The organism is Ensifer sp. ENS11 (genome assembly GCF_014851895.1).
In the GTDB taxonomy this organism is placed as follows: Bacteria; Pseudomonadota; Alphaproteobacteria; order Rhizobiales; family Rhizobiaceae; genus Ensifer; species Ensifer canadensis.
The window spans coordinates 13,178-29,893 of the sequence record NZ_JACVAN010000007.1 but is presented as its reverse complement, the minus strand read 5'-3'; the positions used below and the strand labels follow the sequence as shown (position 1 = coordinate 29,893).

At 63.2% G+C, this 16,716-nt stretch carries 14 protein-coding genes; 10 read left to right on the top strand and 4 right to left on the bottom strand.

From position 1 onward, the window contains the following. Positions 1-13 precede the first annotated feature (13 nt). From IB264_RS15490 to IB264_RS15450, 9 genes are all read left to right on the top strand, one after another. Entirely contained in the window at positions 14-1,009 is a 996-nt protein-coding gene (locus IB264_RS15490; RefSeq protein WP_084814332.1) for a DUF58 domain-containing protein, read from the top strand. 2 nt (positions 1,010-1,011) lie between these two features. Next, a complete protein-coding gene (locus IB264_RS15485; RefSeq protein WP_057211353.1) occupies positions 1,012-1,539 on the top strand; it encodes a DUF4381 domain-containing protein in 528 nt (175 codons plus the stop codon). After that, positions 1,526-2,530 (top strand): VWA domain-containing protein, encoded by a 1,005-nt coding sequence (locus tag IB264_RS15480; protein WP_057211354.1) that lies wholly within the window; start codon positions 1,526-1,528, stop codon positions 2,528-2,530. The genes IB264_RS15485 and IB264_RS15480 overlap by 14 nt, the downstream gene beginning before the upstream one ends. Further along, the gene (locus IB264_RS15475; RefSeq protein WP_057211356.1) at positions 2,527-4,098 is read left to right on the top strand and encodes a VWA domain-containing protein; all 1,572 of its coding nucleotides are present in this window, start codon (positions 2,527-2,529) and stop codon (positions 4,096-4,098) included. The genes IB264_RS15480 and IB264_RS15475 overlap by 4 nt, the downstream gene beginning before the upstream one ends. After that, positions 4,095-5,459 (top strand): BatD family protein, encoded by a 1,365-nt coding sequence (locus tag IB264_RS15470; protein WP_107027185.1) that lies wholly within the window; start codon positions 4,095-4,097, stop codon positions 5,457-5,459. The genes IB264_RS15475 and IB264_RS15470 overlap by 4 nt, the downstream gene beginning before the upstream one ends. A gap of 155 nt (positions 5,460-5,614) precedes the next feature. Then, complete coding sequence (locus IB264_RS15465) at positions 5,615-7,249, top strand: arylsulfatase (protein WP_371412254.1); 1,635 nt, start codon at positions 5,615-5,617, stop codon at positions 7,247-7,249. A 137-nt stretch (positions 7,250-7,386) separates the two neighbouring features. After that, entirely contained in the window at positions 7,387-9,882 is a 2,496-nt protein-coding gene (locus IB264_RS15460) for a fused MFS/spermidine synthase (protein ID WP_192433731.1), read from the top strand. Between the two features lie 233 nt (positions 9,883-10,115). Further along, on the top strand, positions 10,116-10,652 hold the full coding sequence (locus IB264_RS15455; protein ID WP_025428485.1) for an L-2-amino-thiazoline-4-carboxylic acid hydrolase: 537 nt from the start codon (positions 10,116-10,118) through the stop codon (positions 10,650-10,652). Continuing rightward, complete coding sequence (locus IB264_RS15450; protein WP_038577813.1) at positions 10,649-11,908, top strand: Zn-dependent hydrolase; 1,260 nt, start codon at positions 10,649-10,651, stop codon at positions 11,906-11,908. Before IB264_RS15455 ends, IB264_RS15450 begins: the two co-directional genes overlap by 4 nt. 59 nt (positions 11,909-11,967) lie before the next feature. Here the strand turns inward: IB264_RS15450 and IB264_RS15445 are convergent, their stop codons facing one another. The 3 genes from IB264_RS15445 to IB264_RS15435 all read right to left on the bottom strand — a co-directional run bounded on the left by IB264_RS15445 (position 11,968) and on the right by IB264_RS15435 (position 14,280). Continuing rightward, the gene (locus IB264_RS15445) at positions 11,968-12,657 is read right to left on the bottom strand and encodes an isochorismatase family protein (RefSeq protein WP_025428484.1); all 690 of its coding nucleotides are present in this window, start codon (positions 12,655-12,657) and stop codon (positions 11,968-11,970) included. Between the two features lie 27 nt (positions 12,658-12,684). Continuing rightward, positions 12,685-13,311, bottom strand: coding sequence for an isochorismate family cysteine hydrolase YcaC (gene ycaC, locus IB264_RS15440; RefSeq protein WP_025428483.1), 627 nt, complete (start codon positions 13,309-13,311; stop codon positions 12,685-12,687). A 93-nt stretch (positions 13,312-13,404) separates the two neighbouring features. After that, entirely contained in the window at positions 13,405-14,280 is an 876-nt protein-coding gene (locus IB264_RS15435; RefSeq protein ID WP_057211359.1) for a pirin family protein, read from the bottom strand. A 125-nt stretch (positions 14,281-14,405) separates the two neighbouring features. On the opposite strand from IB264_RS15435, the gene IB264_RS15430 reads away from it, so the two are divergent. Continuing rightward, positions 14,406-15,326, top strand: coding sequence for a LysR family transcriptional regulator (locus IB264_RS15430; RefSeq protein ID WP_192433729.1), 921 nt, complete (start codon positions 14,406-14,408; stop codon positions 15,324-15,326). Positions 15,327-15,358: 32 nt separating this feature from the next. Here the strand turns inward: IB264_RS15430 and IB264_RS15425 are convergent, their stop codons facing one another. Beyond that, a complete protein-coding gene (locus IB264_RS15425; RefSeq protein ID WP_025428480.1) occupies positions 15,359-16,588 on the bottom strand; it encodes an ROK family transcriptional regulator in 1,230 nt (409 codons plus the stop codon). Between the last annotated feature and the right edge of the window lie 128 nt (positions 16,589-16,716).

Here is a 16,716-nt window from a genome sequence, read left to right as displayed (position 1 = left end):
ATGGAGAGGCCCGATGGCAATATCCCTGTCCGCATTCGCCCGGTCGAAAGGCATTGCCCATCCTCCGAAGGTGGAGGCATCGGGCGCTTACACCTCCGTCGACGAACTGGTCGGCCTTGAGGCGACAGCCCGTGACCTGACCTTCCTGCGTAAGGCGCCGGTCCGGCGATTGCTGGCAGGACGCCATGAATCGCGCATGCGTGGTCGTGGGCTTTCCTTCGAGGAGCTTCGCGAATACCTGCCTGGCGACGATATCCGCACCATCGATTGGAGGGTGACGGCGCGGACCGGCAAACCGGTCGTGCGGGTTTATGACGAGGAGAAGGATCGGCCGGCGCTTGTGATCGTCGACCAGCGCATCAACATGTTCTTCGGCAGCCGTCGCGCCATGAAGTCGGTTGCCGCGGCGGAAGTGGCCGCCCTTTGCGCCTGGCGCATCACGGCGCTTGGCGATCGGGTCGGCGGCTTTGTATTCGGAGATGAGACCGTCGACGAGATCAGGCCCTATCGCAGCCGCGAGGCCGTCATTCGGTTTGCCGACGTCATCGTTCGCCACAACACCGCACTCACCGCAACCTCCAAGGTTGCAAGAGGCGACGAGCAACTGGACCTCGTGCTTTCGGCCGTTGCCAACATCGCCAAACATGACCATCTGATCATCGTCATCAGCGATTTCGACGGGCATGGTCTGGAAACGCGCGACATGCTGCTCAAGCTCTCTGCCCATAATGACGTGATCGCCATCCTGATCTACGACCCCTTCATGCTGGAATTGCCGCGCAAGGGCGACATCGTCGTCAGCGGCGGCGCGCAACAGGCAGAGCTTCAATTCGGTCATGCAAACGTCCGCGAGGCGATCGACAGCTTCGCGCGCAAGCGCGGCCGCGCGCTTCAGGCATGGCAGGAGGACCTGGGGCTGCCGATGCTGCCGATTTCCTCGGCGGAAGAGATTGCACCGCAATTGCGCACCATGCTCGGCCAGTTGGCCTGGCGTCAGCGGAGACGGTAGCGATGGAAGGGACCACGCCAGCGGTCGATCCCGGCCTCGCTGCCGCGCTCCGCGGCCTTGCCGATATCGCCTTGCCACCGCCCGTCTCGATGCTGCCGCAGACCTGGGCCTGGGCGGTACTCGCCGGACTTGTTCTGCTGGCAATCGCCTTCGCGCTCCGGCGCTGGTATCGCCACCGCGAGCTCAATCGTTACCGCCGCGAGGCGCTTGGCGAGCTTCGCCAGATAGAACAGCGCATTGGTGCTGCTCAAACACGTGGCGATGCGCTCGCTGCCCTGCCCGCCCTTCTCAAGCGCACCGCGCTTGCGGTCTGGCCACGCGAGACGATCGCCAATCTGAGCGGCAAGGGCTGGACCGGCTTCCTCGACGCCCATTCCGGTGGCCCAGTCTTTCCCACAACCGCGGCGCATTTCTTCGAAGAGGCTGAGTACCGCGGGCCGGTGGTTTTGGCATCTGTTCCCGAGGCCGAAGCGAAAGCCCATGTTGCGGCGGCACGATATTGGATCGAGGCGCACCATGTACGTCCTTGATCATTCCTGGCTGCTCGTCCTGCTGCCACTTCCGGCCGTCATCTGGTGGCTGCTTCCGGCCTATCGCGAGCAATCGGCGGCGGTCCGGATCCCATTTTTCAAGGACATCACCGCAGCGGCGGGCATCGGCGCGACCGAAGGATCGGTCGTGCCCAAGTCGAACTTTGGGCAGAAGCTGATTGCGCCGATCTGCTGGGGCCTGATCGTACTGGCACTGGCGCGGCCGCAATATATCGAGCCGCCGATCGAAAAGACCGAACCGCAACGCGATCTCATGCTGGCAATCGACCTGTCGCAATCGATGGACACGCGCGACTTTCACGATCCGGCCGGCAATCTGCAGGCCCGGGTCGATGCCGTGCACACGGTCGTCGCCGATTTTATCGACAAGCGCCCCGAAGACCGTCTCGGCCTCATCGCCTTTGGCGATGCCCCCTACCCGCTCGTGCCGTTCACGCTCGACCACAAGACGGTCAAGGCGATGCTGGCCGACAGCCTGCCGGGAATGGCGGGTCCACGCACCGCGATCGGCGATGCGATCGGCCTTGCGATCAAGATGTTCGACCAAAGCACGGCACCGGACAAGGTGCTGATCCTACTGACCGATGGCAACGACACCGCGAGCAAGATGCCGCCCGACAAGGCCGCCGGCATTGCCGCCGAAAAACACATCGTCATCCACACGGTCGGCATCGGCGATCCCAATGCGCAAGGGGAACAGAAGCTCGACACGTCAGTCCTGCAACAGATCGCGACGGCGACACATGGACGATATTTCTTCGGCCAGGACCAGGCCTCGCTGCAGAATATCTACGAGCTTCTCGATCAGTTGACGCCGGAAAACCAGAAGACCCTGTCCTGGCGGCCGCGCATCGAACTGTTCCACTATCCGCTGGGCGCGGCGTTGATCCTCGTCCTCGTCTATCACGCAATCATGTGGCTGCTGTCGGCCCGCGCAGACCGGCGTCGCGAAAGGGAGGCGGGAGCATGATCGCCGACTTCCATTTCCTCAGGCCGCTCTGGCTGCTGGCGCTGCTGGCGGCGCCCCTGCTTGTGATGTTGATCGGCCGTCGCACCGACGTGCGCTCACAATGGCAGGGCATGATCGCGCCACATCTTCTCGACCACCTGCTGATCGAGAAAGGCGGAAGGCGACGGCTGCAACCTGTTCACCTGACGGCCGTGCTGATCGCGATCGCCGCGATTGCGGCTGCCGGGCCGACATGGCAGCGTGAAAAGCCGCCCTTCGTCGAGGATACGGCGCCGCTGGCGATCGCGATCGACCTGACCGAAACGATGAACGCCACTGATGTCTCGCCGACGCGGCTCGAGCGAGCCAAGTTGAAGGTGCAGGATATCCTTTCTCTGCGAAAGGGCGCGCGTACTGCCCTATTTGCCTATGCCGGCACAGCACACATGGTGCTGCCGCTCACCGACGATGCAAACCTCATCAAGACCTATCTGGCCGCCCTCTCGCCGAGCATCATGCCGGTAACCGGCCGAGACACCGGCAGGGCGCTGCAGGTCGCCGAGGATGCGCTTTCCAGCGAGACCGTACCGGGCACGATCCTGTTCATGACCGATGGCGTCGAGCGCACGGCATTCGACGCCTTTGCGCGATATCAGGGCCGCAACGACCTGATGGTGCTCGGCATCGGCACCGCCGATGGCGGCCCGGTGAAGACGGCCGATGGCCAGTTCCTCACCGACGCGACGGGTGCGCGGGTCCGTGCCAAACTCGACGTCGATGCGCTGAAAGCATTGCAGGCGGCGTCGAAAGCGCAGGTCGCAACAGTCACGCCCGACGATAGCGACGTGCGCTGGATCATCAGGCGGATCCAGAGCAGCTTCGCGCAAAAGACCGCCGAAGGCCTGACGCGCTGGTACGATGCCGGCTGGTGGCTGACCATCCCGATCGCACTCCTTGCCGCGTTGTGGTTCCGCCGCGGCTGGACAGTCCGTTGGGCGGTCTATCTGATAGCCGTCGGCACGGTGCTGCCAGGGGTAAAGGCCGAGGCAGCCGATCGCAGCTTTGCCGATCTCTGGTTCACCCCGGACCAGCAGGGCCAGCGGGCCATCGATCGCGGCGATTTCCAGGGAGCGGCCGGCGATTTCCAGGACCCGGCCTGGCAGGGCGTCGCCCTCTTTCGTATCGGACGCTATCAGGATGCCATCGATGCCTTTGCGCAGGGCGATACGGCCGAAAGCTACTATAACCAGGGCAACGCCCTGATGCATCTCGACAAGGCTGAGGAGGCGATTGCCGCCTACCAGCAGGCGCTCAAACGCCGCCCAGACTGGCCCGAAGCCAGGCAGAACCTGGCAGTGGCCGAGAAACGCAAGGCAGACAAGCACAAGCAGGATCAGGATGCCCAGCAGGAGGCGGCCGGGCTCGATCCGGATCAGATCCAGTTCGACGACAAGGGCAAGAAGGGCAAGGAGGGCACGGTGGCGGGAGCGCCGCAAACCGCCGAGATGTGGATGCGTAATATCCAGGTTTCCCCGGCCGATCTGCTGGCAAGGAAGTTCGCGATCGAAGCGAAGGATGCGAAACCATGAAGCTTCGCATCTACGCGATTCTCCTGGGGATTTTCGCGCTCTGGCTGTCGCTGGCGAACGTCGCGCTGGCAGCCGATCCATTCGCCCGCGCCACGCTCGCCACCAAGGGAACGATCTACGCCGGACAGCAGGTTGAGGTCGACGTCGACGTTTTCGCGCCGAACTACTTTCTGTCGCCGCCACAGTTTCCGCTGTTCGACCTTCCCGGCACGATCGTGACGATGCCAGACGATCGCGGTCTGAACCTCAACGAGACAATCGATGGTGTCGATTTCTCCGGTATCCGCAAGACCTACGTCATCGCCCCGCAGGCGGCGGGAGACTACACTTTGCCGCCTGTCGATATCCCGTTCGGTTATGCGGCCGTTCCCGGCGAAACCACGCAAGGACGGGTGAAATTGCCGACGCTGCGGCTGACAGTGACGGCGGTACCCGGCGGCGCTGACGGCAAGGCCGGCGTCACCGCCGCGAAAGTGACGATCACGCAGGTCTTTGATCGTGATCCGGCAAGCCTGCGTGCCGGCGACGCTCTGGTTCGCACCGTTACCGTCGAAGCGGATGGACTGGCGGCGATGATGATCCCGGAGCCGTCCTTCGAAGCACCGGCGGGTGTCAAAGTCTATGTCCACGACCCCTTGCTCTCCGAGCATAGGTCGGATCGCGGCGTGTTCCTGGGCGGCGTCCGCAAGGACACGGCCACCTATGTCTTCGCGAAAGCCGGGACCTACACGATCCCCGCAATCAGCCTGCAGTGGTTCAATCCGTCGCGCGGCAAGACGCAAACGGCCGAAGCGCCGTTGGCCAAGGTTTCGGTTGTGGCAGCACCTGCAGATGCGACCGCCCTTGCCCCGCCGCACCCGCCGCCGGAGAATGCGCCATTCGACTGGCAGTGGTGGGTCGGCGCAGGCCTGGTGGTGGTGGCACTGGCGCTCCTGATCCACTTTGCCGCCGTTATGGCCGGCCGTATCCAGGCATGGTTTGACGAAATACGGACGCGCAAGGCGCAGTCCGAGGCAACGGCTTTCCATCGCGTCGACGAGGGATGCCGCAGCGGCGACGCAGAGCGGTTCGAGGCGGCGATCGACGCATGGTCGCGCAAGACGGGGAATGTTCCAATGACCCAGTGGCTCGATCGCTTCGCCGACCCGGAGACAAGGGCCGCCTTCGCCAACCACCAGCAGTCGCTTTATCGAGACCAGCAGGACGCGGCGCAGAAGCCGAATCTCCTGCCGCTTAGAGCCGGCCTTGGCAAAGCCAGAAGCCGCTGGCTCGAGCAAATCTTCGACGACGAGCCGGTGCCGGCCAATGAACTCCCCGATCTCAATCCGGCGTTCGACGCCGATTTACCAACCAGTCGCTAGCGCTGCCGGACCGGGCGTTACGATCCTTCGTAACTGTTACGTACTTGCCCGTAACACCCGCTTCAACCCAAAGTTCAACGGTACATTCCGAGACTTTGCCTACCTGACTAAAAGCAATCCATCGTGCCTCGAGGAGACATGAGATGCCCATTGATATGAAGAATGCCATCGGACTGCTGGCTGCTTCAGCAGTTCGAAGGTCCATCAAGCCGAAAGCGCTTGCGCTTGCGGGCACCGTGCTGATGTCGACGCTATCGGCATCGGTAATGCCAGCAATGGCCCAGGATGCGGCCAAGCCCAATATCCTCGTCATCTTCGGCGACGATATCGGCCAGACCAACATCAGCGCCTATTCCATGGGTGTCATGGGCTACAAGACGCCCAATATCGACCGGCTTGCCTCTGAAGGCATGATGTTTACGGACTACTACGCCGAGAACAGCTGCACCGCCGGCCGCTCCACTTTCATCACCGGCCAGTCGGTGCTTCGTACCGGCATGTCGAAGGTCGGCGTTCCCGGAGCGCCCGTCGGCATCCAGGACCGAGACGTAACGATCGCCCAGGCGCTGAAGCCGCTCGGCTATGCGACGGGCCAGTTCGGCAAGAACCACCTGGGCGACCAGGATCGTTTCCTCCCGACAGCGCACGGTTTCGACGAATTCTTCGGCAACCTCTATCACCTCAATGCCGAGGAAGAGCCGGAGCGCCCCTACTGGCCGAAGGATCCCAATGATCCTTTCGTCAAGGCGGCCACGCCCCGCGGCGTGCTGCATTCGTTCGCCGACGGCAAGATTGAGGATACCGGCGCACTCAACACCAAGCGCATGGAAACGATCGACGACGAGACCACGGCAGCAGCCATCGGCTTCATGGAAAAGCAGGTCAAGGAAGGCAAGCCCTTCTTCACCTGGATGAACACGACGCGCATGCATCTGTTCACCCATATCCGGCCGGAATATAAGGGACAGAGCGGCATGCCGGGCAACGACTATGCCGACGGCATGATCGAGCACGACAACGATGTCGGCAAGCTGTTGAAGGCACTCGACGACCTGAAGATCGCCGAGAACACCATCGTCGTTTACGCCACCGACAACGGGCCCAATCAGTTCTCCTGGCCGGACGCGGCGACAACCCCGTTCCGCAGCGAGAAGGACACCAACTGGGAAGGCGCCTTCCGCGTGCCGGCGATGGTGCGCTGGCCGGGCAAGATCAAGCCCGGTGTTTCCAACGAGATGGTTTCCGGTCTCGACTGGTTCCCGACCTTGCTTGCCGCTGCCGGTGACAAGGACGTCAAGGACCGGCTGTTGACGGGCACCAAGCTCGGCGACAAGGACTTCAAGGTTCACCTCGACGGCTACAACCAGCTTCCCTACCTTCTAGGCGAGCAGCCGAAGGGCGCGCGCAACGAGTTCTTCTACTTCAACGACGACGCCAAGCTCGTGGCCATTCGCTGGGACAACTGGAAAGCGGTCTTCTGCGAAATGCGCAAGCCCGGTGGCTTCGACGTCTGGCAGGATCCGTTCACCTGCCTGCGTGTGCCGAAGATCTTCAACCTGCGCATGGACCCCTATGAGCGGGCCGACATCGTCTCCGACCAGTACGACGACTGGAGGACGAAGAACGTCTATCTTGCAGGGATAGCCACCATGAAGGCCGCAACCTTCCTGGAAACCTTCATCGAGTATCCGCCGAGCCAGAAGCCAGCGAGCTTCTCGGTCGACCAGGTCGAGGAAGGCGTGCATGCCAAGATCGACGAAATCATGAAAAAGGCCCCGGCCGCCCAATAAGCTGACGAAGGCGGCGCTCACCCGAGCGCCGCCTTTTCTTTCTTTGCATTTAGAATCTATGGTGAGCCGGATTGACCGCAAAGAGTTCCGCGCCCGTACGCTCGGTCGATGTCGACGGGGCTAACGAGAGACAGGGCATGCAGCAACGGGCCTTTGCCATCAGCCCCGCAGTGGCCGGGTTCATGCTTTTCCTTTCCGGCGCGGCCGCGCTGATCTTTCAGGTTCTCTGGATCAAGCAACTCTCGCTCGTCACCGGTGTCGATGTCCATGCGGTCAGCGCCGGCGTCAGCGCCTTCTTTCTCGGCCTTGCCCTCGGCAGCTTCGCCATTGGTCGCTTCGGTGATCGTGCCCACCGTCCCTTGCGCCTCTATGCGCTGCTTGAGACCGGCGTCGCCCTGCTCGGCGTTGTCGCCACATTTGCACTGGCGCGGATCGCGCCTCTCTTCGTCTCGATCGAGTCGAGCTTGCCTGTTGTCGCGTGGGGGATGCTGATCCTGCTCGTCGCCACACCAGCCTTTCTGATGGGCGGCACGCTGCCTGTTCTTCTGCGCGGCCTGCAGTCGGCTCCCGGCGGGATCGGGACCAAAGGCGGACGCCTCTACGCTGCCAATACGCTTGGCGCGATCGTCGGCTGCCTCGCCGTCTCCTTCGTCATCATTCCAGCGCTTGGGGTCCAGGCCACCGGCCTTGCCGCCGCCGCTCTCGGGCTAACCGCCGCTGCTATCGGCTTCTTGCGCAGTTCGGCTTTCGCCGTCTCCGCGCCGGACGCATCGCCGGCATCGTCCACTGGCGAAGGTGGGTCTCGCCTGGCGCTTGTTCTCTACGCGCTCGCCGGCGGCGTCGCGCTCGGCTACGAGGTCGCCTGGTCGCAGGCGATCGTGCAATTTATCTCCACCCGCTCCTTTGCCTTCTCCGTTGTGCTTGCCACCTACCTTGCCGGCCTTGCGCTGGGCGCAGCACTCTTTGCGCGGCGGACCGATCGGCTTGCCGATCCCTGGACCGCGTTCGGCCTGCTGATTACCGCCGCCGGCCTCGTCGCCCTTTTCGAACTGGCTGTGCTCGGCACCTGGCTCACCGCCTGGCAGACGAATGCCGAAGCTACGGTCGCAGCCATGACGGGCAGCATCTTTGCCGGCATGAGCGCGCGGTTTGTCGTGGCGGCGCTGAGCATCGTTTTCGTTCCGACGCTGATCCTCGGTGCTGCCTTTCCAGTCGCGTTGCGCCTTGCGGTCAACCCCGCCCATGTCGGGCGCGATACCGGCCGTGTGCTGGCGTTCAACACGCTCGGCGGCATCGCAGGAACCCTGGTCACGGGCTTTCTGCTGATCCCGGCACTCGGCATCATCCGCAGCTTTGCCATATTGGCGGTCGTCGCCGCCGTGATCGGCCTTGTCGCAATCTTCAGGGGCAAAGGCAGCGTGCTTGCCGGCTCTCGCCTGGTCGTGCCCGTGCTCGGCGCCCTCACGCTTTTGCTTGCGGTCCTCGTGCCATCGGACCGGCTCGCCACTCTGCTGACGAAGTCGCGCAGCGACGGTAGAATCATTTCCTACGAAGAGGGCCTCGGCGCCACGGTCGCGGTTATCGAGCAGGGGCAAGCCGACCGCCGCTTCCGCCGGCTCTATATCCAGGGTGTTTCCAACACCGGCGATGCCATGCCGTCGCTGCGCTACATGCGGCTGCAGGCTTTGTTGCCGCTCCTCATCCACCAGGGCGAACCGAAGTCGGCGCTGGTGATCGGGCTTGGAACCGGCATTACCGCCGGCTCGCTGCTCGCCTATCCCGGGCTGGAACGCCGCGTGGCAGCGGAGCTATTGCCCTCCGTTGCGCGTGCAACAAGCCTGTTCAAGGGCAATTATGACGCAGCCAAGGATCCCCGACTTGAGGTCCGGCTGCGCGACGGGCGCCGCGAACTGCTGCGCAGCCAGGAACGCTACGACCTCATCACCCTGGAGCCGCCGCCGCCATCGGCGGCCGGCGTCGTCAATCTCTACTCGTCGGACTTCTACCGCCTCGCGCGCGACCGCCTGGCTGAGAATGGCATGGTCGCGCAATGGCTGCCGATCGCAACCCAGAACGACGAAGACACCCGCTCCCTCGTCAGGAGCTTCCTCGACACCTTCCCCGAAGCTACGCTCTGGTCGACGGAACTGCACGAGATGCTGCTCATCGGCTCGCTCGAACCGCAACAGCTCGACGCGACACGAATTGCCGACCGGATGAAAGAGCGCTCGATTGCCGCAGCCCTCGGCGAGGTCGGCATTTCCAGCCCCGCGGATCTGCTGGCGACCTGGATGATGGACCGCACGGGGCTGGAACGTTACGCGGGTTCTGCACTTCCGGTGACCGACGACCAGCCTCGGATCGAATATGCAAGCTGGGTGCGCCCCGACGAGTTGCAGCGCACCCTTCCGGCGCTGATCGCCCTGCGGACGGAACTCCCGCTCCTTGCCGCCGACCCCGCAGCGAAAGCATCGATTGCCGAGGCGCACAACCGGCTGCTGCTCTTCTACCAGGCCTCGCTCAATGCCTATGCCGGCTACCGCGCCGAATGGGCTCGCGACATGGAGCTGCTGATGCAGGTCGAGCCGGCCAATCCCTATTACAAATGGTTCGTTTCAAACAGTCAGCGATGACCGATTGGCTGAGGTGATCGATGCGGCTCCAAGCCCTGCGTCGGCACCTGCAAGCCGCGCTGCCAACCGCAACCGACCAAGAATAATTCCGCGAGAAATGCAGCTGGGCGCGAAATATTTGCGCAACAGCCCTTGTGAATGGGACGGATTTGCAACCCTGTCTCCGCGGTCACGGTATACTCTGTCGCTCAATCGAACCAACCATCTGTTGGACAGGGAGGCAGGGTATCTTCATGACAAACGAGGACAAGACCGGGGACGCGGCGACATCACGCGCCGCGATGGAAGGCGAGTTGGGCATTCTCGCACGGCGACGCATAGAGGCGGGCATTATCGCGCCGATCTATGAGGCAATGCGCGAAGAGATCGGCGAGGAGCGCGCCCAGGCTATTCTCGACAAGGCCGTCAGCCGCGCCGCGATCGAGGCCGGCAAGGCGTTTGCGGCGAAAACGCCTGGCGGTACCAACCTGCGGACATTCCAGGAGTTGCAGGATCTCTGGACGCAGGATGATGCCCTGACGATCGAGGTGACGAAGGCGACCGACGACGAATTCCACTACAACGTCAAGCGCTGTCGCTACGCCGAGACCTATCGCGAGATGGGGCTCGGCCATATCGGCCACCTGCTTTCCTGCAACCGCGACGGCGTGTTCTGCACCGGCTACGATCCGCGCATCACGCTCGAGCGCACGCAAACGGTGATGCAGGGCGCGTCCCATTGCGATTTCCGCTACCGCCTGAATGCTGAAGCAACCGGAGAGCAGAAATGACCACGGCGGGACAGCCAAGCAAAACCCCGGCCGCCGGCACCAACATGCCCCGGATCAACGGCGACCGGCTATGGGCTGATATCGTCACGACCGCTCGCTTCGGTGGCACCGACAAGGGCGGCGTCACCCGGCTGACACTGACGGAAGAGGACCGGCAGGTCCGCGACTGGTTCGTCGGCGAATGCCGCTCGCTTGGTTGCACGATCGACGTCGACGGGATCGGCAATATCTTCGCCACCTACCCCGGCGAAGATCCATCACTGCCGCCTATCGCCGTCGGCAGCCACCTTGATACCCAGCCGCAGGGCGGCAGGTTCGATGGCGTCCTCGGCGTTCTTGCCGGGGTTGAACTGATCCGCACGCTGAAGGAGACCGGCACAGTGCTGCGGCATGGCCTGACCGTCGTCAACTGGACGAACGAGGAAGGCTCGCGCTTCTCGCCGGCGATGATGGGGTCCGGCGTCTTTTCCGGCGCATCCTGCCTGGAAGCGATCGAGGCCCTGACTGACCGGGACGGGACGACCGTGAAGACGGCGCTCGAAACGATCGGCTATCGCGGCGAAATCCCTGTCGGACATGTGGGCTTTGCCGCCTATGTCGAACTCCACATCGAGCAGGGCCCGCTCCTGGAAGCGGCGGCGACGGAAATCGGCATCGTCACAGGCGTGCAGGGCGTGCGCTGGTTCGACGTCTCCATTACCGGGACGGAGGCGCATTCGGGCAGCACCCCGATGGCGCAGCGCGACGACGCGCTGGTCGCGGCCTCAGAGATCGTGCTTGCCGTGCGCGACATCGCCCGCCGTCATTCGCCCGGTGTCGGGACAACAGGCTTTGCCACGGTCGGCCCCAATTCCCGCAATGTCGTGCCGGGCACAGTGCAATTGCAGATCGATATGCGTCACCCTTCGGAAGCAGGCCTGAACCAAATGCAGGCCGCGCTGGAGCAGGCTGTCGCAGCGATCGATGCCGAGATCGGGCTCAAACACATCTGGTCGAAGCAGCCGGTTGTCTTCGATCCCGATATCGTCGATGCAGTGCGTGCCAGCGCCGAGGCACTCAGCTATTCCGCAACCGAAGTGGTCTCCGGTGCCGGTCACGATGCAGCCCATATCGCCGGCATCTGCCCGACGGCCATGATCTTCGTGCCTTCCAAGGACGGGCTGTCGCACAACGAGGCGGAATATTCCTCGCCTGAGGAATGCGCGCGCGGTACCGACGTCCTGCTGCAGACGGTACTGCAGATCGACCTGAAATAACGACAGATGTCGCCGGCAGGGATTTTCCCGCCGGCGACGTTTTCTCAGTGCGTGCTGGTTCAGCCGCGGGCTGAATCCAATTGCTCGTGCTCTTTCTCGACCTGCTGTGCCTTCAGGTAGCTTTCGATCAGCAACTGATATTCCGGGAAGATCTTGGTGTAGATCTCGGCCCATTGCTGCGCGTCGTCACGATGCCAGGTGCGCTGCAGCTCGGATGCGACGGCCGCCGTGTCCATCGGGACAACGCCCGCCTGGACGACGCGGGCAAGCGTGATCTCCTGCGCCATTTTCGAGTAGGTACCCGAAGCATCGACGACGGCGAAGACCTTGTAGCCTTCATGGACGGCGCTGATGGCCGGGAATGCCATGCAGACGCTGGTGATGGTGCCGGCAATGATCAGCGTCTTGCGGCCCGTCGCCTTTACGGCGGCCACGAAGTCCGGATTGTCCCAGGCGTTGATCTCGCCGCGACGCGCAATGTACGTGGCATGCGGCGCATTCGCATGGATTTCCGGGATCAACGGACCGTTCGGCCCCTGCGGCACCGACGCCGTGGTGATCACAGGCATCTTCGTCAGCGTCGCCATGCTGGCAAGGGCTGCCGCATGGGCGCGCAGCTTCGGCATCGGCATGTCGTTGACGGTCTGGAACAGCCCGCTCTGGTGATCGATCAGAAGCATGACCGCATCATCGGGATCGATGACCGGGCGAGCGCCGTTGAAGTTGGCGACATTGTTGACGTTCGTCATGGGTATTCTCCTGTTGCCAGACCGCAATTAGCGGGAAGCCTTGGTGGTGGTGTAGCTGCTGATCAGGTTGCGGTAGTCGGGGATATGGTTGGAGAACAGCGTTCCCAGCCCCTCGACGTCGTTGCGCCAATCGCGATGCAGCTCGCAGGCGAGACCAAACCAGGTCATCAGCTGGGCACCGGCCTGCGACATGCGATCCCAGGCCGAATGGCGGGTGATCTCGTTGAACGTGCCTGACGCGTCAGTGACGACGAAGACGTCAAAACCTTCCTCGAGGGCGGACAGGGCCGGGAATGCAACGCAGACCTCGGTGACGACGCCGGCAATGATCAGCTGCTTCTTGCCGGTGGCCTTGATCGCCTTGACGAAGTCTTCATTGTCCCAAGCATTGATCTGTCCGGGGCGGGGGATGAACGGTGCATCCGGGAACATTTCCTTCAGTTCCGGCACGATCGGGCCGTTCGGGCCATCCTCGAAGCTGGTCGTCAGAACCGTCGGCAGCTTGAAGTATTTCGCGAGGTCCGCGAGTGCCAGGACGTTGTTCTTGAACTTGTCGGGATCGATATCCCTGACCAGCGAGAGCAGGCCCGCCTGGTGGTCGACGAGCAGAACCGCAGCCTGATCCTTGTCGAGACGCTTGTAGGTTTTTGCCATAGTGAAGACTCCTTCATCTTTCGTCATGTCCGCGTGCTCTGGCCGTTGATCGGCCGTCATGGGCTCGGCGCGGAGTTCCGAGCCCCCGAGAACTCAAAGTGCCGGTTCGGACACAGCGCCGAAGCGCCCGTTCTGGAAGTCGGCGAAGGCCTGGCGGATTTCGTCGACCGTGTTCATCACGAAGGGGCCGTGCATGACCACGGGTTCATCGATCGGCTCGCCGCTCAAGACGAGAACGGTCGCATCGGAGCTGGCGTCGAGCGTAATGGCGCCGCCTTCGCGGCCGAGGAGGCCGAACTGGGCTTCGCCGATCAGATCGCTGCCGTTCACCAGCACGGTGCCGTGTAGCACCGCCAGGCCGACCGAATGGCTCTCAGGCAGGTCGAGTGCAAGAGAGCCACCCCGTTTCAGGCGGAGGTCCCAAAGATTGATCGGGGTAAATGTCTTCGCAGGTCCATTGCGACCGTCGAACGCGCCGGCGATCACCCGCAACGTCCCGGCATCCTCCGGCAGCGTCACCGTCGGAATGTCGCCGTTGACCAGCGTCTGGTAACCAGGCTTTGCGGATTTGGCGCGCGCCGGCAGGTTGACCCAGAGCTGGACCATCTCCAGCGTCCCGCCCTGTTTGGTGAAGGCGTCGGAATGGTATTCTTCGTGCAGGATGCCGCCGCCGGCCGTCATCCATTGCACGTCGCCGGGACCGATATGGCCGCCATTGCCTGCCGAGTCGCGATGATCCACTTCGCCGCGATAGACGATGGTCACCGTCTCGAAGCCGCGATGCGGATGCACGCCGACGCCACGCGGCCGGCTGTCCGGTGCAAATTCTGTCGGGCCTGCATAGTCGAGCAGCAGGAACGGGCTTGCATGTTCGCCGACGCTGTCATGGGACAGCAGCGAACGGACCGGAAAACCATCGCCAACCCAGTGCTGCCGGGCGTTTCCAAAAATGCCGAGTATCTTGCGCATTGGTGTTTCTCCTTGTGCATCGCCTTGCAAGCGATGACGTTGGGAGGAACATATTCTCGCGACAAATCTGGCGGTAGACACCCAAATCGGACTATAGTGTCCTATCAATAGGACAATCATCCGCCATGCAGGACCTGAACGATCTTAAGCTTTTCGTCGATGTCGTCGAGCAGAACGGTTTTGCTGCGGCCGCGCGCAAGCTCAATATGCCGCGTTCGCGGCTGAGCCGCCGCATCGGCTTGCTGGAAGAACAGCTTGGCGTCCGCCTTGTTCAGCGTTCGACGCGCCACTTCGTCGTGACGGATATCGGCAGGGAGTACTATCGCCATTGTGTGGCGATGCTGGTCGAGGCGGAAGCCGCGCAGGAGGTGATCGACCGTATGCGCTCCGAACCGCAGGGCGTCGTGCATGTCAGTTGTCCCTCCTCGGTCCTCTATTTCCAGGTCGGCGAGATGATTGCCCGCTTCATGGCCGGCTGCCCGAAGGTCGAGGTGGTGCTCGAAAGCACCAATAGGCAAGTGGATGTGCTGCGCGAAGGCATAGACGTGGCCATCCGCGTTCGTTTTCCACCGCTCGAGGAGAGCGATCTCGTGATCAAGAGGCTGGCTGAAAGCGGGCAGCGCCTGGTCGCCAGCCCCGGACTGCTCGGTCAGGATGCACGACCGCTGAAGCCCGCCGATCTCACGGCCCTTCCGAGCCTGGCATGGAATTCCAACCGGCAGGAGCATGAGTGGTGTCTGGACGGTCCTGATGGTGCCAATGCCATTGTCCGCCATCACCCGCGGCTTGTCACCGAAGATATGGTGGCCCTGCGCCTCGTCGCCCTGAAAGGCGTCGGCGTCACCCAGCTGCCGACCATGGTCGTCAGGCAGGACCTGAAGGACGGAACGCTGGTCGACGTGCTGCCCGACTGGGCGCCCCGATCAGGCATCATTCACGCAGCCTTTCCATCGCGGCGCGGCCTGCTTCCCTCGGTCAGGGCTCTGCTCGACTTTCTCGCGGCCGAATATGCCGAACTTGCACGCCTTGACGAGCCGGGGACCTGATCGGCGCCGATGACGCGCCGCAAGCCGCAGCCTCAGGAATGGTCGGCGGCGCGGGTCTTCAGGATTGCCGAAAAGCGCGGGTCAAATGTGCGGCTGATCGGCTCGGCGGCAGCGCCGATCGCGACCGCCCAGGGATCGGTGAAGCCGACCTGCAGGCGCGGCAGACTGCGATCACGGCGATCGGCGAGTGACGGAAGCAGCGGTTGCATCGCATCCGTGACCAGCCGCGCCAGGCCGGGCGGAAGCCCGCCGCACAGGATCACCGTCTGCGGGTCGAAGATGGTTTCGAGTGCCTGGACAGCCGCGCGCAGTTCGTAGACGGCCGCATCCAGCCAACCGGGCAACCTGATATCTTCACTCTCCACGGCCGCATCAATGTGGGCATAGAGGTCCGGATCGGCAGGATCGAGCGCGAGTAGCTTGCACAGAGAGGCGATCGACGCGCGGTATTCAAGCGGGGTGCGCTCATGCTCGGCAGCACCGCGCGGCAGGCTGAGAATCATGCCGATCTCGCCGGCATTGCCATTGGCACCGCGATAAAGCTCGCCGTTGAGGATCAGCCCCGCGCCAAGGCCGTAGCCGAGATAGATGCAGATCGCGTGATCGACGCCATGGGCGGCGCCGACCAGGCGCTCGGCCGTCGCTGCAGCGGCCGAGTCGTTCTGCAGGCCGACATCGAGACCTGTGCCTGCAGCAAGCGTTTCGAGCAGCGGGAAATTCTGCCACGCCGCCATCATCCAGGGATCGTCAGCGTCGGCGTCGATACCGAAGGGACCGGGCATCGCCGCACCGAGCCCGACGAGGCGATCCTCCGATTGCGGCGCGATCGACGCCAGGTCGCTTCGGGTCTTTTCGATCAGGTCGAGAATGGTTTTCACGCCGGTCGCCGGCCCGCCCGCCGGAAGGTTGGCCTCCCGGCGCGCCAGGACCGTCCCCACCAGGTCGACGGCGATGGTGCGTGTGACGTGCCTGTCGATCTGCAGGCCGATCGCGAAGGCGCCCTCGGCAACCAGACGATAGGGCGTTGACGGCTGTCCCCGGCCGCTGCGAACGACTGCCAGCGACTGAACCAGCCCGTCACGCTCAAGCTCTTCGATGATGTTTGAAACCGTCTGCTTCGTCAGCGCCGTCGCACGGGCAAGATCGGCGCGGGACAGCTGCCCGTTCAACCGCAACGCGTCGATCATGACACGACGGTTGTGGGCGCTCGCCCCTTCCTGGTTGGTGCCGCTCTTTGCCCGGATCGGGCGTAAATCATTCATCCTCAAAACCCTCTTGACACTGTTAGAATATTGAACAAGAAATAAGTCAAGACAATTGACTTAATTGAGAGCCGCAAAGAGCTCCAGGGGAACGAAGGTCATGGCCAAAGGTCGTCACCAGCGCTCCG